Source organism: Mesorhizobium sp. WSM4989 (assembly GCF_029625795.1).
Taxonomy (GTDB): Bacteria; Pseudomonadota; Alphaproteobacteria; order Rhizobiales; family Rhizobiaceae; genus Mesorhizobium.
In genome coordinates, this window is sequence record NZ_JARTVN010000001.1 from 1,617,277 (window position 1) to 1,637,639 (window position 20,363).

Here is a 20,363-nt window from a genome sequence, read left to right on the forward strand (position 1 = left end):
CGGTCTCCTCAATCGAAGCGAGGAGACGATGCCATGGCCTATGAAACCATTCTCGTGGAGACACGCGGCAAGGTCGGGCTGATCACGCTGAACCGGCCGAAGGCGCTCAATGCCCTGAATTCGCAGGTGCTGGCCGAGATCGTGGCGGCGGTGAATGCGTTCGGCGCCGATGCCGGCATCGGCGCAATGGTGCTCACGGGTTCGGAAAAAGCCTTCGCGGCCGGCGCCGACATCAAGGAAATGCAGGCGATCTCCTTTGTCGACGCCTATACTGGAGACTTCTTTGTCGGGTGGGAGGAGCTCACCCGGGCGCGCAAGCCGATCATCGCCGCGGTCGCCGGCTATGCGCTTGGCGGCGGCTGCGAGCTGGCCATGATGTGCGATTTCATCATCGCAGCCGACAACGCAAAGTTCGGCCAACCCGAGATCACGCTCGGCGTCATGCCGGGCATGGGAGGATCGCAGCGATTGACCCGCTTCGTCGGCAAGTCGAAGGCGATGGACATGTGCCTGACCGGGCGGATGATGGACGCTGCCGAGGCCGAGCGCTGCGGACTGGTGTCGCGAGTGGTGCCGGCGGCCGAGCTGGTCGAGGAGGCGCTGAAAGCGGCAGCGAAGATCGCCGAGTTTTCCCTGCCGTCGGTGATGATGACGAAGGAAGCCGTCAACCGCGCTTTCGAGACGACGCTTGCCGAGGGGCTGCGCTTCGAGCGCCGCCTTTTCCACTCGCTGTTTGCGCTCGATGACCAAAAGGAGGGTATGGCCGCCTTCGTCGAGAAGCGGAAGCCGGATTTCAGCAACAGCTAGGGCATGTCGGCCTAATGCGTGCCGCGATTTCGGCAGAAAGCCGGGCATGCACCAAGACAACGGCTTTAGGCGTGCGGACCCGTTTCAGCGCGGTACGGCTTCAAGCCCCAAAAAGACCGCGAAGCGGCGTTGACGCGCCGGAAAAGCTGAACTATAAGCCGCACCAACCGAGGCGGCCCGTGGCTGCCCGTTTGTTTTTTGCGCCCTGCGACCCGCTGGCGCCCACCAGATCAGAAGAGAGGCATCATGGCCAATACGTCCTCGGCCAAAAAGGCAACGCGCAAGATCGCCCGCCGCGCGGCGATCAACAAGAACCGTCGGTCGCGCGTCCGCACCTATGTTCGCCAGGTCGAAGAGGCGCTCGCCGCCGGCGACAAGGTTGCTGCGCTCGAAGCGTTCAAGGCCGCGGAGCCGGAATTGATGCGCGCCGCAACCAAGGGTGTCCTCCACAAGAACACGGCTTCCCGCAAGGTTTCGCGGCTGGCCCAGCGGGTCAAGGTGCTGTCGGCCTGACCGACTTCCCTTTAGAACCGTTATCCTTGAACCCGGCCGCACAGGCCGGGTTTTTTCGTTTGCCGGCAAGTACTTAAAAAGAACGGTCGGACAACTACGATTGGGCCGAATTTCAAAGTAGCCAATGTTTTGCCGGCATATACATAATCGCTCATGTCGACGACCGCTGGATGCGGGCACGGCCACAGATGAGCCTGCCACAAAATCGATATATTTTTCAAAAGCTTACAGACGGTCATCCACAGCTTGTTCAACTCGCGGAGGAGCGGCGGGGGACAAGTAGCTGTCAAGAGAATTATTTCAGAAAATTTCCGAAGGTGTGGCCTTTTTCACATTCCACGGAAAAGGGTTTGAATCACAATGGCTTTATGAAAATGGGCCGCAGTGGCACCTGCTTTGAACACGTCTCCGGTAACCAGATTCGTTAAAAATCCGTTAGACGTGGCCTTGCCCTATCCACAGCGATTTCGGTAATGTCCATCCATCGAAGGGACGGGCACCTGCCCTTAACCCAGCCTGAATCGGCCAGCAAAAAATGGCGGAATTCATGACGCGGAGCAATTCCGCGTGCGGCTTGGTTTGTCTCTTCGGTGCGGGTAGGGGACTGGCGTAATTGTACATGGCAGTCGACGTTGGGCCGGCATTTTCGCCGGGCGGTGTTGTATTGTCTTGGCATGATCAAGCCGGCTTGCGAGAGCCGGCAGAGGTCCCTTGCGCAACGTTGCAACGATATCGCCGGCGGCGGCGATAGAGGCGCAGCGAAAAACGTCGCCGGACCCAGGGTGCAGGAGGCGCACTCCCGGCGGAAAAGGGTACGAGAGACAAGGAACTTGATCATGCAGAGCGGCATCGAAGGGGAGATTGCGGGCGAACTCCCATTCCCAGCAACTATCGTCGGAGGGGACGACATGGCGGCATCCAGCGACGCTGAACAGAAGTTCGAGCGGGTCAAGGCCCAATTGAAGGCGCGTCTGGGAGCCGAGGTCTATTCGAGCTGGTTTGGCCGCATGAAGGTTGCCGAGGCGTCTCGCGGCATGGTCCGCATCTCGGTACCGACGGCCTTCCTGCGGTCGTGGATCAACGGCCATTACCTTGATCTTATCGCCGAACTGTGGAGGCACGAGGATCCCGACCTTCTCAAGATCGAGATCGTCGTGCGGACCGCCACGCGGCAGGGCCGCAACAATGTCGAGCCGGAGATCGCGCCGGCGCGCAAGATGACCAAGCAGGCCCAGACCGCGCTTGCCGCCGGCACCGCGAGCGCCGGTCGGGTGGAACGGACGCCGGCGCCCCGCCAGGGCGTGCCAGTGGAGACCGAGTTCCGCCACAATGTGCTGGGGTCGCCGCTCGACCCGCGCTACACTTTCACTTCGTTCATCGAAGGCCCTTCGAACCGTGTTGCTTTCGCGGCGGCCAAGGCGGTGGCGGAATCGCAGTCGAGCGCGGTGCGCTTCAACCCACTCTTTCTCCATGCGACCGTCGGCCTGGGCAAGACGCATCTGTTGCAGGCGATCGCGGCGGAATCGCTGCGGCACAATCCGAAATCGCGCGTGGTCTACCTGACGGCGGAATATTTCATGTGGCGCTTCGCCACCGCGATCCGTGACAACAATGCGCTGACGCTCAAGGAGCAGCTGCGCGACATCGATCTGCTGATAATCGACGACATGCAGTTCCTGCAGGGCAAGTCGATCCAGCACGAGTTCTGCCATCTCATCAACATGCTGCTCGACAGCGCCAAGCAGGTGGTGGTCGCCGCCGACCGGCCGCCGTCTGAACTGGAGTCGCTGGAGCCGCGGGTGCGCTCGCGCCTCAACGGCGGCGTGGCGCTCGAAATGTCGGCGCCGGATTTCGGCATGCGCCTCGGCATGCTGAAGCTGCGCCTTGCCACTGCCAAGATCGACGATACCTCGCTCGACATTTCGGATGAGATCCTCGATCACGTCGCCAGAACGGTGACGGGCAGCGGGCGCGAGCTCGAAGGCGCCTTCAACCAGCTTCTGTTTCGCCAGTCCTTCGAGCCGCAGATCACTATCGACCGCATCGACGAGATCCTCGGTCATATCTACCGCTCGGGCGAGCCGAAGCGGGTGCGTATCGAGGACATCCAGCGCATCGTGGCGCGCCACTATAACGTTTCGAAGACGGAACTGCTCTCAAACCGCCGCACGCGCACCATCGTCAAACCGCGGCAGGTAGCGATGTATCTGTCCAAGGTGATGACGCCGCGCTCGCTGCCGGAGATCGGACGCCGTTTCGGCGGCCGCGATCACACGACGGTCCTACACGCCGTGCGCAAGATCGAGGATCTTTCCGGCGCCGACAACACGCTGGCGCAGGAACTCGAACTGCTCAGAAGGCTGATCAACGAGCAGGCCTGAGCGCTTCGCCCGCTTTATCCCCAGAAAGCCCGCGCAACCGGCTGGAACCGGTGCCGCGGGCTTGCGTTTGCAGGGTTTTTACTGTCAGCTTACATAGATTCTGAGCTTTTCGGAGCTTTTGCGGGACGCCGCTGCCCGGTGACCCGCTCATCATTGAAGCGAGCCTGTTTCGTCATGCGTGTTATCCTGGAACGATCCAATCTCCTGAAGTCCCTCAACCACGTCCATCGCGTGGTGGAGCGGCGCAACACCATACCGATCCTGTCGAATGTGCTGCTCAGCGCCGAGGGCGCCAGCCTGGAAATGAAGGCCACCGACCTCGACCTTGAAGTGACCGAAGCCACGCCGGCCAAGGTCGAGCGCGGCGGCGCGACGACGGTTCCGGCGCATCTGCTCTACGACATCGTGCGCAAGCTGGCCGACGGCGCCGAGGTGATGCTGAAGACCGACGAGGACGGCAACGCTATGACCGTCACGTCCGGGCGCTCCAGCTTCCGCCTGCAGTGCTTGCCGCAGTCCGATTTCCCGGAGCTTTCGGCCGGCTCCTTCTCGCACATCTTCCGGCTCGATTCGGTAGCGCTCAAGGGCCTGATCGAGAAGACGCAGTTCGCGATCTCGACCGAAGAGACGCGCTACTATCTCAACGGCATCTTCCTGCACACGCATGAGGCGGGCGGCAAGCTGAAGCTGCGCTCGGTCGCGACCGACGGGCACCGACTGGCGCGCGCCGAGATCGACGCGCCGGCAGGCTCCGAAGGCATGCCCGGCATCATCATCCCGCGCAAGACGGTGAGCGAGCTGCAGAAGCTGGTCGACGACCCTGATATCGCGGTGACGACGGAACTGTCGGATACCAAGATCCGCTTCACCATCGGCAGCGTCATCCTGACCTCGAAGCTGATCGACGGCACCTTCCCCGATTATCAGCGCGTCATCCCGACCGGCAATGACAAGAAGCTGGTTATCGACCGCCAGAGCTTTGCCGCCGCCGTCGACCGCGTCTCGACCATTTCGTCCGAGCGCGGCCGAGCCGTGAAACTGTCGATCAATGACGGCCAGCTCACGCTCGCCGTCAACAATCCGGATTCCGGCAGCGCAACCGAGGAGCTGGCGGCCGACTACTCGTCCGACCCGATCGAGATCGGCTTCAACGCCAAATATCTGCTCGACGTCGCCGCCCAGCTCACCGGTTCGGAAGCCAAGTTCATGCTGGCGGATGCCGGGTCTCCGACGCTGATCCACGACATGGCCGACGAGACCGCGCTCTACGTGCTGATGCCGATGCGGGTCTAGGCTTTGTCTCTTTTGTTGACGCAATTCCGGACGGAAAACCGCTATGCACTTTTCCTGGAATTGCTCTAGCAGGCCTCACATGTCGCCGTGACCTCGGACGCCAAACAGCTTCGGCAGCAGAGCTATATAAGTAAGCTTACACTTACAAATTTTCGCAACTATGCGGGACTTTCGCTTGATCTCGGCCCCGGCGCTGTCGTGCTGTCCGGCGACAATGGCGCCGGCAAGACCAATCTGCTCGAAGCCGTTTCGCTGCTGACGCCGGGGCGCGGGCTGCGCCGCGCGCCTTACGCCGACGTCGCCCGCGAGGGCGGCGATGGCGGCTTTGCCTTGCATGCGCGCATCGAAGGACCGGAAGGTCAGGTCGAAATCGGCACCGGCATTGCCGGCGGCGATGGTGCCGCGGAAGGCGGCAGGCGCGTGCGCATCAACGGCGCGCCGGCAAAATCGGCCGAGGATATGCTCGAATGGCTGCGGGTCGTCTGGCTGACGCCGGCGATGGACGGGCTGTTTCCAGGGCCGGCCGCCGACCGCCGCCGCTTCCTCGACCGGCTGGTGCTGGCGATCGACCCGGGCCATGGGCAGCGCGCGCTCGATTACGAGAAGGCGATGCGTGGCCGTAACCGTTTGCTTACGGAAGGCTCGCGCGACAGCGGCTGGTTCGACGCGATCGAGATGCAGATGGCCGAAACCGGAGTGGCGATCGCGGCGGCCAGGGCCGAGCTGGTGCGACTGCTTGCGGCCATGATCGACAAGCTGCCGGGCAGCGGCCCGTTTCCGCAGGCCGACATCAGCCTCGCCGGCGAATTGGAAAGCGAAATCGCGGTCACACCGGCAGTCGACGTCGAGGAGCGATTCCGCGCCATACTCGCCAATGGCCGCGAGCGCGACCGCGCCGCCGGCCGCACGCTCGACGGTCCGCACCGCTCCGACCTCGCGGTCCGCCACCGGCCGAAGTCGATGCCGGCCGAATTGTGCTCGACCGGCGAGCAGAAGGCGCTGCTTGTCGGCATCGTGCTGTCGCATGCGCGGCTGACCGGCGAGATGTCGGGCCTGACGCCGATCCTGTTGCTCGACGAGATCGCCGCACATCTCGACAGCGGCCGGCGCACTGCGCTGTTTTCCATCCTCGAAGAGCTCAACTGCCAGGCCTTCATGACCGGCACCGACGCGGCGCTGTTTTCCAGCCTTGCCGGGCGGGCGCAATTCCTGACGGTCGATCACGGCAGCGTCGGCCCGACCGGCTGAACTGTCGAAGAGTTGAAAGCCCCTTGCACGACGATTTGTCCTGCGGGACAAGGCTTCGCCTTGCATGTGAGTGACAAAGCTTCGCTTTGCATATGCATGACAAGGCTTCGCCTTGCATGTCAGTGACAAGGCTTCGCCTTGCATGTGCATGACAAGGTTTCCTGCCCGCTATATGGTCCGGCCATGACGAATGCTGCACTCACCGACGAAGAGCTTGAGCGCTATGCCCGCCACATCGTGCTGCCCGAAATCGGCGGCCCCGGCCAGCAGAAGCTGAAGCGGGCGCGGGTGCTGGTGATCGGCGCCGGCGGGCTTGGGGCCCCTGTGCTCGAATATCTCGCGGCGGCCGGCGTCGGCACGCTCGGCATCGTCGACGACGATGATGTCTCCTTGTCCAACCTGCAGCGGCAGGTGATCCATGGCAGCGATACGATCGGCATGGCGAAGACCGACAGCGCTTCGGCGGCGATCATGCGCATCAACCCCAATGTCAGGGCGGAACTGCATCGCCTCAGACTGACCGAGCAAAATGCCCCTGCCCTCGTCGCCCAATACGATATCGTGGTCGACGGCTCCGACAATTTCGAGACACGCTATGCTCTGGCCGATGCCTGCGCGCAGGAAAAGAAGCCCCTGGTCACTGCCGCCGTTGGCCGCTTCGACGGCTCGGTGACGGTGCTGAAGCCATTTGAAACGGGGGCCAATGGCCAGCGCAATCCAGGCTACCGCGACCTTTTTCCGGAAGCGCCGCCCGAAGGGCTGATGCCATCCTGCGCCGTTGCCGGCATCGTCGGCGCGCTGACGGGCGTCATCGGCACGCTGGAGGCAATGGAAGCGATTAAGCTGATCGCCGGCATCGGCGAGCCGCTGGTCGGCCGGCTGCTGCTTTACGACGGGCTGACCGCCCGTTTCGACACCGTCCGCTACAAGGCAGTCTGAGCGCATGGATCAGACGGCCACTCTCCTCGTCAGCGAGCTTCCGCCGGACTTTGCGCAGTGGGACGAATTGCTGGCGCTGATCCGGCGCGCCTTCGCCTATATGGACGGCGTCATCGACCCGCCGTCCTCGGCGCATCATCTCACACCCGAAAACCTCAAGAGCAAGGCCGGGCAAGAAACGCCGTTCCTGGCCATGGAGAACGGCCGGATCGTCGGCTGCGTCTTTGCGATGGAGAGGGCAGACGATTTCTATGTCGGCAAGCTTGCCGTCGAGCCTGGCCTTCAGGGGCGAGGCATAGGCGGACGGCTGATGCAGGCCGTCGACGATCTTGCCCACCGGCGCGGCAAGCAGGCCCTCGAGCTGCAGACGCGTATCGAGCTTACGGCGAACCACGCGGCCTTCGCCCGGCTCGGCTTTCGCGAGACCGGGCGCACCGCGCATGCGGGCTACGACAGGCCGACCTCGATCACCATGCGCAAGGTGCTGTCTTGAGCCTCGCGCTCAGCCCGGAGGAACAGGCAACCGCCGCCGGTAAGGACGGCGCGGGAATGGCGATGCGCATCGTCGCCGAGAGCGCGCGCCTGCTCGGCGCGCCGGGGCTGATCCCTATCTGTTCGGCGCATATCGACGGCGCGCTCTATCATGGCGATTCCGGCACGCTGTTCGCCGAGCGGCTGGTCGAAGGCGGCGCCAGTGTTGCCGTGCGCTCGACGCTCAATGTCGGGGCGCTCGACCTGACGGGCTGCTCGCGCATCCGCCTGGAAGAGCCGCAGCGCGGCATGGCGCGGCGGATGATGGATGCCTATCGCAAGCTCGGCTGCGAACAAAGCTGGACCTGCGCGCCCTATCAGGCCGGGCACAGGCCGGCACAGGGCAGCGATGTCGCCTGGGGCGAGTCCAATGCGGTGGTGTTCTGCAATTCGGTGCTGGGCGCCCGCACCAACCGCTACGGCGATTTCCTCGACATCGCCTGCGCCATCACCGGCCGCGCACCGGATTATGGCCTGCACCGGGCCGAGAACCGCCGGGCGCGGCTGGTGTTCGACGTCTCGGGCCTATTGCCTTCCTTCCTCGCTTCCGAGATCGCCTGGCCGGTGCTGGGCAGCCTCTATGGCCGCGAGGTCGGGGATACGATCAGCGTCGTCGTCGGCATCGCCAATCATCCCGGCGACGACGCGCTAAAGGCCTTCGGCGCCGCTGCCGCTTCCTCCGGCGCGGTCGGGCTGTTCCACATTGCAGGTGTCACGCCAGAGGCGCCGAACGTCGAAACCATTCTGGCCGAGCCGAAACCGGAGGCGGTGATCCACGTCACGCCGCAGATGGCGGCGAAGGCTCGCGCCGGCCTGTCGACGGCGGCGGTGCCGAAAACCATCGATGCGGTCGCCATTGGCAGCCCGCATCTGTCCTTTGCCGAGTTCGAGATGCTGGAGCGGCTGATTGCCGGAAGACGGCTCGCCGTGCCGATCTATGCCTGCACCGGCCGTCATGTGCTTGCCTTCCTGGAGCAGGACGGCCGGCGGAAGAGGCTCGAAGCGAGCGGGGTCGTCATCGTTGCCGACACATGCGTGGTGGTGACGCCGATCATGCCGGAACTTGCCGGCGGCGTGCTTATGACCAATTCGGGCAAGTTCGCGCATTACGCTCCGGGCAACACCGGCTATGCGGTGCTCTATGCCTCGCTCGCCGATTGCGTCGAAAGCGCGGTCGCCGGCAAGCCGCGCTTCACGGACCTCGCCGCATGAGCGCCGCCACGGAGATATTGGTACGGGGCAAGGCCGGTAAAGGCGAAGCGCTGGTGCTGACGGCGCCGATCAGCTTCTGGGGCGGCGTCGACCCGAAGACAGGCCGCATCGCCGATGTCCGCCACCCGCAGCATGGCGAGGTGATTTCCGGCCGGGTGCTGTTCCTGCCGGGCACCATCGGCTCCTCGTCGGCTTCGGCAGTGCTGATGGAACTGGTCCACAACGGCCGCGGGCCGGCAGCCCTTGTGCTGCACGAGCCGGACGCCATTCTTCTGCTCGGCCTGATCGTCGCGCGCGAAATGGGCTGGGAAACACCTATGGCGGTGCGGCTCGGACGCGGTGTGTTCGACGCCTATCGCGGAAGCACCGTCAAAGTCGACGACGACGGCGCCGTGAGCGTCGCCGCCTGAACAACCCGTGGTTTTTCAGGTCCTGAGCGGCAACACACGGTCCGGCGGGCGATGGCCGTCGAAGAAGGCGCGAATGTTGATGATCACCTTCTCGCCCATGTCGATGCGGCCTTCGAGCGTCGCCGAGCCCATATGCGGCAACAGAACGACCTTGCCCTTGTGGGCGAGCTTCAACAGCTTGCTGTTCAGCGCCGGCTCGTGCTCGTAGACGTCGAGGCCGGCGCCGGCGATCTTGCCGTCCTGGATGAGTTTGATCATCGACTCTTCGTCGATGATGTCGCCCCGCGCTGTGTTGACGATGTAGGCCGCCGGCTGCATCAGCGCCAGCCGCCGGGCCGACAGCAGATGAAAGGTCGCCGGCGTCGACGGGCAGTTGACCGAGATGATATCCATCCGGGCGAGCATCTGGTCGAGGCTTTCCCAATAGGTCGCTTCCAATTCGTCCTCGACCGCCGGCAGCACGCGGTGGCGGTTGTGGTAGTGGATGGACAGGCCGAACGCCTTGGCGCGCCTGGCGACCGCCGTGCCGATACGGCCCATGCCGACAATGCCCAGGCGCTTGCCCCAGATGCGGCGGCCGAGCATCCAGGTCGGGGACCAGCCGGCCCATTTCTTCTCGCCGGTGAGCACGTTGGCGCCTTCGGCCAGCCTGCGCGGCACTGCGAGCATCAGCGCCATGGTCATGTCGGCGGTGTCTTCGGTGAGCACGTTCGGCGTGTTGGTGACGGTGATGCCTTTCTTGGCCGCCGCCGAGACGTCAATCTTGTCGACGCCGTTGCCGAAATTGGCGATCAGCTTGAGGTTCTCGCCGGCCTGGGCGATCAGCGCGGCATCGATGTGGTCGGTGATGGTCGGGACCAGCACGTCGGCTTCCTTGACCGCCGCAACCAGCTCAGGCTGGGTCATCGGCCGGTCCTCGACGTTGAGGCGCGCGTCGAACAGTTCGCGCATGCGGGTCTCCACCGGATCGGGCAGCTTGCGCGTGATGACGACGAGGGGCCGTTTTTTACCTGCCATTGTTTCCCCGAAGCTTCCTCGAAACCGATCTCGTTGAGACCTCTTTAACCAAGACAAGCGAAACTTGAAGCCAGTCGCGGTATCAGCCCACTCCTGTAACAAGCGGTGCCGCCGAAGACAAAGAAAAAGGGGCGCTCCTCCCACGGACCGGCGCCGAAAGGAATGAACGTGTCTGGTTTCGCCTCGCTCCGCCTGGCTTTCAGCGCAGCCGTTCTCGGCACTCTGCTTTGGGCGCCGCAGACATCCGCGCAAGGCGCGGCCACGTCGGCGCAGACCGTGACGCTGGGGCCGAGCGGCCTGCCGCTGCCGCGCTTCGTCAGCCTGAAATCCGGACGCGTCAACTCGCGCGTCGGTCCGGGCGCCAACTATTCCGTCGACTGGATGTACATGAAGGCCGGACTGCCGATGGAAATCATCCAGGAATTCGACACCTGGCGCCGCGTGCGTGACGCCGACGGCTCCGAAGGCTGGATCAACCAGTCGCTGCTTTCGGGCCGCCGCACCGCGATCGTCGCCCCCTGGCAGCGCGGCAAGGGCGGCCGAATCAATCTGCTCGACGATCCCGACAAGGACGCCGGCGTTGTCGCCATCCTTGAGCCAGGCGTGATGGGCTCGATCAAGAAGTGCGACGGTCAGTGGTGCGAGATGACCTTCGACGGCCATACCGGCTGGGTCGCCCAGTCGCAAGTCTGGGGCGCCTACCCGGGCGAAAAGGTCAAGAACTGATCTATTTTGTCTGGACCATGATCTGATCCAAACCGTAGGTCAGCGTAGCAAAACCGGTTCCGACTTTTCGCGATCATGGTCTTCGAGCCGTATCGCCAGATCGACGGGCCTCATCGCGGGCAGATCAGTCGCGGCGCTTGGGGCGCAGCCTCAGCACGATATCGACGTTGGCGATCTCCATGCCTTCCGGAGGCTCCGGCAGGTTGGAGACGCTCACCGGGCCGCTGGCGATATCGAAGATCCGGTTCTCGCCCTCGACATAGAAGTGGTGGTGATCGGAAGTGTTGGTGTCGAAATAAGTCTTCGACCCTTCGACGGCGAGGATGCGCAGCATGCCGGCCTGGGTGAATTGATGAAGGGCATTGTAGACGGTGGCCAGCGAAACCGGCACACCGGCGGCGATCGCCTCTTCATGCAATTCTTCGGCCGAAAGGTGACGGTCGCCCTTGGCGAAAAGCAGGTCGGCCAGCGCAATGCGCTGGCGCGTCGGCCTCAGGCCGGCTTCGCGAACCCGCTTGTCCACAGCGACATTTTCCTTCCGGCAGCCCGAATCCATCTATCCCGTCTAGCTTGCAAGCCCCATAGACCGGTCCAGAATGGCAAAAAGAGGTCAATGCCAAAAACTGGACACCACCCGACATATATTCTGTCGCCCAAATGCGATCAATAGCGCGCATTGACCCAGGCAGGCGCACGGGTTAAGCGCAAACGCCGGTTTCCGGCCACAAACAGAGTGTGTTAGGAAACCAACGACATGGGCGCCCTGCCGCCCGGAACGAGAACGGGGACGGAATTAATGGCGGGTCAAAAGTCCAGCTACGACTACGAGGAACTGCTTGCCTGCGCCCGCGGCGAGCTGTTCGGACCGGGAAACGCCCAGCTGCCCTACCCGCCGATGCTGATGTTCGACCGCATCACCGAGATCAGCGAGACCGGCGGCGCCTTCGACAGGGGCTTCATCCGTGCCGAGTTCGACATCAAGCCGGATCTTTGGTTCTTCGCCTGCCATTTCATCGGCAATCCGATCATGCCGGGCTGCCTTGGCCTTGACGCCATGTGGCAATTAACCGGCTTCTATCTCGGCTGGCTCGGTGAACCCGGTAAAGGCATGGCGCTGTCAACCGGCGAGGTGAAGTTCAAGGGCATGGTGACGCCATCGGTCAAGAAGGTCGAATATGGCGTCGACTTCAAGCGCGTGATGCGCGGCCGCCTCGTGCTCGGCATCGCCGATGGCTGGCTCAAGGCGGATGGCGAACCCATATACGCGGCAACGGATCTGAAGGTGGGCCTGTCCAAGCAGTCCGCCGCCTGATCGCCAGAGCCACGGGCCCTGGCGTGTCCGACGGATGCGCAAGGACGCTGCGGCAGTTTATTTTGCGTATGATCGAAGGCGGAAACCAATTAGGTTTTTCGCCAAACTACGCCGGAAGGAGTTGCGAATGAGACGCGTCGTAGTGACAGGCCTTGGCATTGTGTCGTCGATCGGCAACAACGCCAATGAGGTGCAGGCCTCACTTTACGATGCCAAGTCCGGCATCAGCTTTTCCAATTCCTTCGCCGAGCACGGTTTTCGCTGCCAGGTGTGGGGCGCGCCGACGCTCGACCCGTCGGCGATGATCGACCGCCGCGCAATGCGTTTCCTGAGCCAAGGCGCTGCCTGGAACCATGTCGCCATGGATCAGGCGATCGCGGACGCCGGGCTCGGCGAGAGCGACATCACCAATGAGCGGACCGGCATCGTGATGGGCTCCGGCGGACCGTCTACCAGGACCATCGTGGAAGCCGCCGAAACGACGCTCAAGAACGGCAGCCCGAAGCGGATCGGTCCGTTCGCGGTGCCGAAGGCGATGTCGTCGACCGCTTCGGCCACCTTGGCAACCTGGTTCAAGATCCACGGCGTGAATTACTCGATCTCGTCCGCCTGCTCGACCTCCGCGCACTGCATCGGCAATGCCTGTGAGCTGATCCAGTGGGGCAAGCAGGATATGATGTTCGCCGGCGGCCACGAGGATCTCGACTGGACGATGTCGGACCTGTTCGACGCCATGGGCGCCATGTCGTCGAAATTCAACGACAAGGCATCGGCCGCTTCGCGCGCCTATGATGTCAACCGCGACGGCTTCGTCATCGCCGGCGGCGCGGGCGTTCTGGTGCTGGAAGAGCTGGAGCACGCCAAGGCGCGCGGCGCCAAGATCTATGCCGAGATCGTCGGCTACGGCGCGACCTCCGACGGCTACGACATGGTGGCGCCGTCCGGCGAAGGCGCCGTGCGCTGCATGCGGCAGGCGCTTGCAACCGTCTCGACGCCGGTCGACTACATCAACACGCACGGCACATCGACGCCGGTCGGCGATTCCAAGGAAATGGGCGCCATCCGCGAGGTGTTCGGCGACCACATGCCGTATATCACCTCGACCAAGTCGCTGACCGGCCATTCGCTCGGCGCCGCAGGCGTCCAGGAATCGATCTACTCCATCCTGATGATGCAGGGCGGCTTCATCGGCGAGAGCGCCCATATCGAGGAGCTCGATCCCGAATTCGAGGGCATGCCGATCGTGCGCAAGCGCATCGACAATGCCAAGATCGACACCGTCCTGTCCAACTCCTTCGGTTTCGGTGGCACCAACGCAACGCTGATTTTCCAGCGCTATTCCGCATAAGGATTGCCTTTTATGGAAGGGTTGATGAAGGGCAAGCGCGGGCTTGTCATGGGGGTCGCCAACGATCATTCGATCGCCTGGGGCATCGCCAGGAAATTGTCCGAACACGGGGCGGAACTCGCCTTCACCTATCAGGGCGACGCCTTCGGGCGGCGGGTCAAGCCGCTGGCCGAGAAGCTCGGTGCCTCGCTGGTCGTGCCTTGCGACGTCGAGGACAGCGCCTCGGTCACCGCAACCTTCCAGACGCTTCGCGAAGCCTGGGGCGGCCTGGATTTCGTCGTTCACGCCATCGGGTTCTCCGACAAGAACGAGCTCAAGGGCCTCTACGCCGACACCAGCCGCGACAACTTCGTCCGCACCATGGTGATCTCCTGCTATTCCTTTACCGAGATCGCCCGCAATGCCGCCGCGCTGATGACGAACGGCGGCTCGATGATCACGCTGACCTATGCCGGGTCGGTGCGGGTCATGCCGAACTACAACGTCATGGGCGTCGCCAAGGCCGGACTGGAGGCGAGCGTGCGCTATCTCGCCAACGATTACGGCCCGCGCGGCATTCGGGTGAACGGCATCTCGGCAGGACCGGTGCGGACGCTCGCCGGCTCAGGCGTATCCGACGCACGCCACATGTTCTCTTATCAGCAGCGCAATTCGCCGCTACGGCGCACCGTCACCATCGACGAGGTTGGCGGCTCGGCGCTCTACCTGCTGTCCGATCTGTCTTCGGGAGTCACAGGCGAGATCCACTATGTCGATTCCGGCTATCACATCGTCTCCATGCCGACGCTAGAGGAACTGAAGCAGAACGACGGCCCCCGCGAATAATTCGCTAACGAAAAAAGCACCTTCCAGTAAAATTGGAGGCATTGGCGGAAACCCATTTTAAGGAGGTATCCGCTAAACGGCCCTGTAGTTCAGGGACCTTGCATGTCTGCAGTCAGCAACCCGAAGCGAACACCGCTGTTCCGGCTGATCACCATCGCCAGCTCGGCCATGGGCAGTTTTATCCTCGGACTCTGGGGGTTGCGCTTCGGCTTCGGCGACGGCCTGGCCGGCATGTCTGCCGGGACGATGGCGGGTATCATCGCCGCGCTCTGTGCCCTTTCCGCCGGCGGCGCCGCGATGTCATTCTTCGCAGGCATCGATGAATCGGCCGAATACGTCTTCAAGGAAACCCATTTCGACAAGATGACCGGCCTGCTGACGCGCCAGGCGATCGTCGGAAAGGTCGCAGCGGCGGCAGCGGAAACGCTAGAGACCGGCGAACCGATCTATCTGATCGATATCGACATCGACCGCTTCAAGCAGATCAACGACGCCATCGGCTACAGTCATGGCGACGAGCTGATCCGCGCCTTCACCAAAAGGCTGAAGGAGAGCATGCCGGAGGATGCCGTGATCGGGCGGCTCGGCGCCGGCGAATTCGCCGTGCTCTTGCCAGACCGTGAGATCCGGGGATATCTCGAACGGTTCCTCGAAACATTCATCAACCGCATGATGGAGCCCTACCAGCTCCAGACGCATCTGCAGTCGGTCAGCATGTCCGTCGGTATCGTGGCGATGCCGAAGGACGGCGTCGATCCAGTGCTCATCCTTCGCCGTTCAAACCTGGCGCTGCAGAATGCGCGCGCAAGCGGCATCGGCAACTGGTCGGTCTTCCACGCCGACATGGGCCGCGTTGCGGACCACCGGCAATGGATTGAATCGGAGCTGAAAACCGCCTTCGACCGCGGCGACTTCAGCCTCCACTACCAGCCGCAATTCGACCTGCAGGGCGGCCGTGTCGTCGGCTATGAAGCGCTGATCCGGTGGAAGCATCCGGAACGCGGCATGATCCCGCCGATGGAATTCATTCCGATCGCCGAGGAAACCGGCATGATCAACCCGATCGGCGAATGGGTGCTGCGCAAGGCTTGCAGCGACGCCCAGTACCTGCCGGAGGATTGCTTCGTCGCCGTCAACATCTCGCCGGTCCAGTTCATGACCAGGGACTTCGTCGGCATCGTGCGCCAGACCATGGCATCGACCGGCATCAAGCCGTCGCGGCTGGAACTCGAAGTCACCGAAACGGCGATGATGCAGGACCGCGACCGCGCGGCCGTCATCCTGCGGCAACTCGCCGAGATGGGCATCTCGGTCGCCGTCGACGATTTCGGCACCGGCTATTCCAACCTGAGCTATCTGATCGACTTCTCGTTCGGCAAGCTGAAGATCGACCGCTCCTTCGTCAGCCGCATCGATACCGATTCCAGCTCGGGCGCTGTCGTCTCGACCATCGTGGGGCTATCGCGGGCGCTCGGCGTCGGCATCATCGCCGAAGGCGTCGAGACCGAGAACCAGGCGACGCTGCTGAGAGCCGCCGGTTGCGAGGTCGTGCAGGGTTATCTGTTCGGCCGCCCCGCGCCGCTCGAGATCGAGCTCGGCGCGTTGCGCCCTGTTCATGCCAGGCGCGAGCCGGCACGCCTCGTCAGCCTGCAGTAGGGCGCTGCGTTCATTTCCTGGAGCAATCACGGGGACGGAAAACCGTCTCACGCTTTACCTGGAATTGCTTTTAACGCCGCGCCGAAAACACCTTGAACATGCCATCGCGCGCGACCTCGGCGTGACTGGAGAAGGCTCCCGCCAGCACCTGTTCGTAGGGCAACTGCCGGTTCGCCACCATGAACAGGCGTCCGCCTGGTTTCAGTGCCTTTGATGCCGCGCGGATCATGCCAGCGCCGATGCCCGGGTCGGCAGCCCTGCCGCTGTGGAAGGGCGGGTTCATGACGATCGCGTCGTAACCTCGCTCGACCGTTTCGGTCAGCAGATCGGTCCAGAAGAAGCGCGGCTCGACAGCGGTTGCGGGGATATTGACCCTTGCCGCCTCCAGGGCCTCGAAATCCGCTTCGTAGAGGTCGAGACCGGACAGCCCTGTCGAGCGTTCCATCACTTCGGCCGCCAGATAGCCCCAGCCGGCACAGAAATCGGCGACATTGCCCGCAAGCCCCTGCGGCAGGCTGTCCAGCAGAAGCTTCGATCCTGCGTCGACCCGATCGAAGGAGAACATGCCGGGCGCGGTGCGGAAGCGGCCTTCGACGACCAGATCGGGGTTGGCGGCGCGAAGCGCCCGGGCCGCATCCATGCCGGCCCGGCGGAACCAGAAGGCGACGCCGTGATGCTTCGGCAGGTGGGCTTCGAGCGGCGACAGCGCGCCCACGCGCTTGCGCAGGCTATCGATGCCGTCTTCCTTGCCGCCAGCGACGACGATCAACCCGCCGGGCGCGACGCGCTCGATGGCTTCGGCGATGCGCAGCTCGTTCTGGCCGCGATGCCGGCCGGCCAGCACAAGGGCAGCATCGAAGGCCGAGCCTTCCGCCCGCGGCGTGACCGAATAGCCGGCTGCCTGCAGAGCACGAAAATGCGGCCGAAAGCCTTGCACGAGATGCAGCGCCGCAGCGACGCCGCCGGGCAAACGGAAACCAGGCTCAGCGCCAAGAAAGAGGATCCGGGCATCGCTTCGCGGCCAAGGCAGCGCTTCGGCCTCGAACGGATAGAACAGCGTCTTCAGCGGCTCAGCGGCCATTCACCTACCCTTGAAGGGCGCTTGAAATAGAAACGGGCGCGACCTTGCAGCGCGCCCGTTTCAATCATGCGGTCAGGCCAATCAGGCGGCGTCTTCCTCGCCTTCCGGCTTCTTCTTTTCCTGAACGATTTCCTTGCCGGTCGCCTGGTCGACGACCTTCATCGACAGGCGCACCTTGCCGCGCTCGTCGAAGCCCATCAGCTTGACCCAAACCTTGTCGCCTTCCTTAACGACGTCGGAGGTCTTGGCGACGCGCTCATTGGCGAGCTGCGAGATGTGGACGAGGCCGTCGCGCGGGCCGAAGAAGTTGACGAAGGCGCCGAAGTCGGCCGTCTTAACGACGGTACCTTCGTAGATCTCGCCGACTTCCGGCTCGGCGACGATGGTGTGGATCCACTTCTTCGCCGCCTCGATCTCCTTGGCGTTGGCCGACGCGATCTTGACCGTGCCGTCATCCTCGATGTTGATCTTGGCGCCGGTCTTCTCGACGATCTCGCGGATCACCTTGCCGCCGGAGCCGATGACGTCGCGGATCTTGTCGGTCGGGATGTGCATGACCTCGATGCGCGGCGCAAATTCGCCGAGCTCGGCGCGCGAGGAAGATATGGCATGCGCCATCTCGCCCAGGATGTGCAGCCGGCCTTCCTTGGCTTGGCCGAGCGCGATGCCCATGATCTCCTCGGTGATGCCATCGATCTTGATGTCCATCTGCAGCGAGGTGACGCCGTTGGCGGTGCCGGCGACCTTGAAGTCCATGTCGCCGAGATGATCCTCGTCGCCAAGGATGTCGGAGAGCACCGCGAAGCGCTCGCCTTCCTTGATCAGGCCCATGGCGATGCCGGCCACGGGCTTGGCGATCGGCACGCCGGCATCCATCAGCGCCAGCGAGGTGCCGCAGACCGTCGCCATCGAGGACGAGCCGTTCGACTCGGTGATCTCCGAGACGACGCGCAGCGTGTACGGGAACTGGTCCGCCGAAGGCAGCATCGGGTGGATCGCGCGCCAGGCAAGCTTGCCGTGGCCGATCTCGCGGCGGCCCGGCGAGCCCATGCGGCCGGTTTCGCCAACCGAATAGGGCGGGAAGTTGTAGTGGAGGAGGAACTTCTCCTTGTACATGCCGGTCAGCGAATCGACGAACTGCTCATCCTCGCCGGTGCCGAGCGTGGCAATGACCAGCGCCTGAGTCTCGCCGCGGGTGAACAGCGCCGAACCATGGGTACGCGGCAGGACGCCGACTTCGGCGACGATCTTGCGCACGGTCTTCAGGTCGCGGCCGTCGATGCGCGAGCCGGTGTCCAGGATGTTCCAGCGTACGACCTTGGCCTGGAGCTCCTTGAAGACGCTTGCGATCTGCTCGGACGAATATTTCGGATCCTCGCCTTCGGCCGGCGTGAACGCGGCCTTGACCTTCGCCTTGACGGCGTCGACGGCCGCGTAGCGGGACTGCTTCTCGATGATCTTGTAGGCGTCGCGAAGCTCGTCGCCGACAACCTTCAGCATCTCGCCTTCGAGCTGCGAATGGTCCGGCGCGGTGAAGTCGCGCGGATCCTTGGCGGCGACCTCGGCCAGCTTGATGATGGCGTCGATCACCGGCTGGAAGCTTTTGTGACCGAACACGACGGCGCCGAGCATGAGCTCCTCGCTGAGCTCCTTGGCCTCGGATTCGACCATCAGCACGGCGTCGGCGGTGCCGGCGACGACGAGGTCGAGCTTCGATTCCTCCATCTCGTCGATATGCGGATTGAGCACATACTCGCCGTTGATGTAGCCGACGCGGGCGCCGCCGATCGGGCCCATGAAGGGCACGCCGGACAGCGTGAGCGCGGCCGAGGTAGCGACGATCGACAGGATGTCCGGATCGTTCTCGAGATCGTGCTGGACGACGGTGACGACGATCTGGGTGTCGTTCTTGTAGCCGTCAGCAAACAGCGGGCGGATCGGGCGGTCGATCAGGCGGGAAACCAGCGTTTCCTTCTCGCTCGGACGGCCCTCGCGCTTGAAGTAGCCGCCCGGAATTTTGCCGGCGGCATAGGTCTTTTCCTGGTAATTGACGGTGAGCGGGAAGAAATCGAGGCCGGGCTTCGGCTCCTTCATCGAAACGACGGTGGCGAGAACCACGGTCTCGCCGTAGGTGGCGAGCACCGCGCCGTCAGCCTGGCGAGCGATCTTGCCGGTTTCCAGGATGAGCGGACGGCCGCCCCATTCGATTTCCACTTTGTGTTGATTGAACATATCTTGTCCTTCATGTGCGGAAAGGGCCGCGCCGTCTCAACGGTCGCGGAGCATCCCTTCCCTGGCTTCCTTCGGGCAGCCACGGGCAAGACAACGGGAAGCTCGACAGGTGGCGATTGCCGAGCGAGCATCCTGCAATCCTGCCCCATGACCGTCCATGGGCGGTTCCGAACGGCCCTTTGCGCTTCCGGAACCGGGTCTGGCCGACCGGTCGGCCGGTCCTTTGCGCACGACGCCGGAAACCCCTGTTTCCGAGACGCGCCATGCGCGAATGCGAATTTCGAGAGCGCGGCGCGCTCCACTCCAGCATCGGGCACCGGAGCGACCGGTCCGCCAATGCGCGACCGGCGGGCTCTCCGCAGAGAGCCCGCCGGTCAATTCGTCAGCGACGGAGACCGAGCTTGTCGATCAGCGTCTGATAGCGCGTGTCATCCTTGCGCTTGAGGTAATCAAGCAGGCTGCGGCGCTGGGAAACGAGAGCAAGCAAACCACGGCGGGAATGGTTATCCTTCTTGTGGTCCTTGAAGTGCTCCGTAAGGTTCTTGATGCGCTCGGAAAGGATGGCAACCTGGACTTCCGGGGACCCGGTATCGCCCTTCGCGGTCGCGAATTCGGCCATCAGTTCTTTTTTGCGATCGGCAGTAATCGACATCGTGTTTTTCCTTATCTGTTCGAGGAAACGGGACGCCCTCAGCCGGGATGTCGTCCAGCAGGGGCCGGTGCAAGCAGCGCGTCAGGGCGCGAAGCTGCCGCGCATATAGTGCAATTTCCCGCAAAACACCAGACTAATTGTCAAGCCGGCTTGTCGCATGTCCTGCCGCAAAAACAGAGG

General features: G+C 63.5%; 19 protein-coding genes. 14 read left to right on the top strand and 5 right to left on the bottom strand.

Annotated elements, in window-relative coordinates; genetic code table 11:
* The first annotated feature begins 33 nt into the window (after positions 1–33).
* The 9 genes from P9217_RS07835 to P9217_RS07875 all read left to right on the top strand — a co-directional run bounded on the left by P9217_RS07835 (position 34) and on the right by P9217_RS07875 (position 9,334).
* A complete protein-coding gene (locus P9217_RS07835) occupies positions 34–807 on the top strand; it encodes an enoyl-CoA hydratase (protein WP_095799336.1) in 774 nt (257 codons plus the stop codon).
* Positions 808–1,053: 246 nt separating this feature from the next.
* Positions 1,054–1,320, top strand: coding sequence for a 30S ribosomal protein S20 (gene rpsT / locus P9217_RS07840; protein ID WP_067324554.1), 267 nt, complete (start codon positions 1,054–1,056; stop codon positions 1,318–1,320).
* A gap of 908 nt (positions 1,321–2,228) precedes the next feature.
* Complete coding sequence (dnaA, locus tag P9217_RS07845) at positions 2,229–3,701, top strand: chromosomal replication initiator protein DnaA (RefSeq protein ID WP_245322332.1); 1,473 nt, start codon at positions 2,229–2,231, stop codon at positions 3,699–3,701.
* Between the two features lie 174 nt (positions 3,702–3,875).
* Positions 3,876–4,994, top strand: coding sequence for a DNA polymerase III subunit beta (gene dnaN / locus P9217_RS07850; RefSeq protein ID WP_067324552.1), 1,119 nt, complete (start codon positions 3,876–3,878; stop codon positions 4,992–4,994).
* An 87-nt stretch (positions 4,995–5,081) separates the two neighbouring features.
* The gene (gene recF, locus P9217_RS07855; RefSeq protein ID WP_278086278.1) at positions 5,082–6,242 is read left to right on the top strand and encodes a DNA replication/repair protein RecF; all 1,161 of its coding nucleotides are present in this window, start codon (positions 5,082–5,084) and stop codon (positions 6,240–6,242) included.
* 183 nt (positions 6,243–6,425) lie between these two features.
* Positions 6,426–7,181: a molybdopterin-synthase adenylyltransferase MoeB gene (locus P9217_RS07860; protein ID WP_278086277.1), complete on the top strand. Its 756-nt coding sequence runs from the start codon at positions 6,426–6,428 to the stop codon at positions 7,179–7,181.
* 4 nt (positions 7,182–7,185) lie between these two features.
* Positions 7,186–7,674, top strand: a complete 489-nt coding sequence (locus tag P9217_RS07865; protein ID WP_095824219.1) for a GNAT family N-acetyltransferase — start codon at positions 7,186–7,188, stop codon at positions 7,672–7,674.
* Complete coding sequence (locus tag P9217_RS07870) at positions 7,671–8,924, top strand: aconitase X catalytic domain-containing protein (RefSeq protein ID WP_278086276.1); 1,254 nt, start codon at positions 7,671–7,673, stop codon at positions 8,922–8,924. Before P9217_RS07865 ends, P9217_RS07870 begins: the two co-directional genes overlap by 4 nt.
* Complete coding sequence (locus P9217_RS07875; protein WP_278086275.1) at positions 8,921–9,334, top strand: DUF126 domain-containing protein; 414 nt, start codon at positions 8,921–8,923, stop codon at positions 9,332–9,334. Before P9217_RS07870 ends, P9217_RS07875 begins: the two co-directional genes overlap by 4 nt.
* 15 nt (positions 9,335–9,349) lie before the next feature.
* Here the strand turns inward: P9217_RS07875 and P9217_RS07880 are convergent, their stop codons facing one another.
* Positions 9,350–10,351, bottom strand: coding sequence for a D-glycerate dehydrogenase (locus P9217_RS07880; protein ID WP_066996380.1), 1,002 nt, complete (start codon positions 10,349–10,351; stop codon positions 9,350–9,352).
* Between the two features lie 168 nt (positions 10,352–10,519).
* On the opposite strand from P9217_RS07880, the gene P9217_RS07885 reads away from it, so the two are divergent.
* On the top strand, positions 10,520–11,077 hold the full coding sequence (locus P9217_RS07885) for an SH3 domain-containing protein (RefSeq protein ID WP_067324770.1): 558 nt from the start codon (positions 10,520–10,522) through the stop codon (positions 11,075–11,077).
* Positions 11,078–11,201: 124 nt separating this feature from the next.
* Here the strand turns inward: P9217_RS07885 and irrA are convergent, their stop codons facing one another.
* The gene (gene irrA / locus P9217_RS07890) at positions 11,202–11,633 is read right to left on the bottom strand and encodes an iron response transcriptional regulator IrrA (RefSeq protein WP_278086274.1); all 432 of its coding nucleotides are present in this window, start codon (positions 11,631–11,633) and stop codon (positions 11,202–11,204) included.
* Between the two features lie 240 nt (positions 11,634–11,873).
* On the opposite strand from irrA, the gene fabA reads away from it, so the two are divergent.
* The 4 genes from fabA to P9217_RS07910 all read left to right on the top strand — a co-directional run bounded on the left by fabA (position 11,874) and on the right by P9217_RS07910 (position 16,218).
* Positions 11,874–12,389: a 3-hydroxyacyl-[acyl-carrier-protein] dehydratase FabA gene (fabA, locus tag P9217_RS07895; protein WP_278086273.1), complete on the top strand. Its 516-nt coding sequence runs from the start codon at positions 11,874–11,876 to the stop codon at positions 12,387–12,389.
* Between the two features lie 127 nt (positions 12,390–12,516).
* Positions 12,517–13,737 carry a beta-ketoacyl-ACP synthase I gene (gene fabB, locus P9217_RS07900; RefSeq protein WP_127215722.1) on the top strand — a complete coding sequence of 407 codons (1,221 nt, stop codon included), beginning with the start codon at positions 12,517–12,519 and terminating at the stop codon, positions 13,735–13,737.
* Between the two features lie 12 nt (positions 13,738–13,749).
* Complete coding sequence (fabI, locus tag P9217_RS07905; RefSeq protein ID WP_095799331.1) at positions 13,750–14,562, top strand: enoyl-ACP reductase FabI; 813 nt, start codon at positions 13,750–13,752, stop codon at positions 14,560–14,562.
* A gap of 102 nt (positions 14,563–14,664) precedes the next feature.
* The gene (locus P9217_RS07910) at positions 14,665–16,218 is read left to right on the top strand and encodes a bifunctional diguanylate cyclase/phosphodiesterase (protein WP_095777497.1); all 1,554 of its coding nucleotides are present in this window, start codon (positions 14,665–14,667) and stop codon (positions 16,216–16,218) included.
* Between the two features lie 70 nt (positions 16,219–16,288).
* On the opposite strand, the gene P9217_RS07915 is transcribed toward P9217_RS07910, so the two are convergent.
* The 3 genes from P9217_RS07915 to rpsO all read right to left on the bottom strand — a co-directional run bounded on the left by P9217_RS07915 (position 16,289) and on the right by rpsO (position 20,225).
* Positions 16,289–17,299, bottom strand: a complete 1,011-nt coding sequence (locus tag P9217_RS07915) for a class I SAM-dependent methyltransferase (protein ID WP_278086272.1) — start codon at positions 17,297–17,299, stop codon at positions 16,289–16,291.
* Between the two features lie 81 nt (positions 17,300–17,380).
* Positions 17,381–19,531 (bottom strand): polyribonucleotide nucleotidyltransferase, encoded by a 2,151-nt coding sequence (pnp, locus tag P9217_RS07920; RefSeq protein WP_095824224.1) that lies wholly within the window; start codon positions 19,529–19,531, stop codon positions 17,381–17,383.
* Between the two features lie 382 nt (positions 19,532–19,913).
* Positions 19,914–20,225: a 30S ribosomal protein S15 gene (gene rpsO / locus P9217_RS07925; protein ID WP_275955123.1), complete on the bottom strand. Its 312-nt coding sequence runs from the start codon at positions 20,223–20,225 to the stop codon at positions 19,914–19,916.
* Positions 20,226–20,363 lie beyond the last annotated feature (138 nt).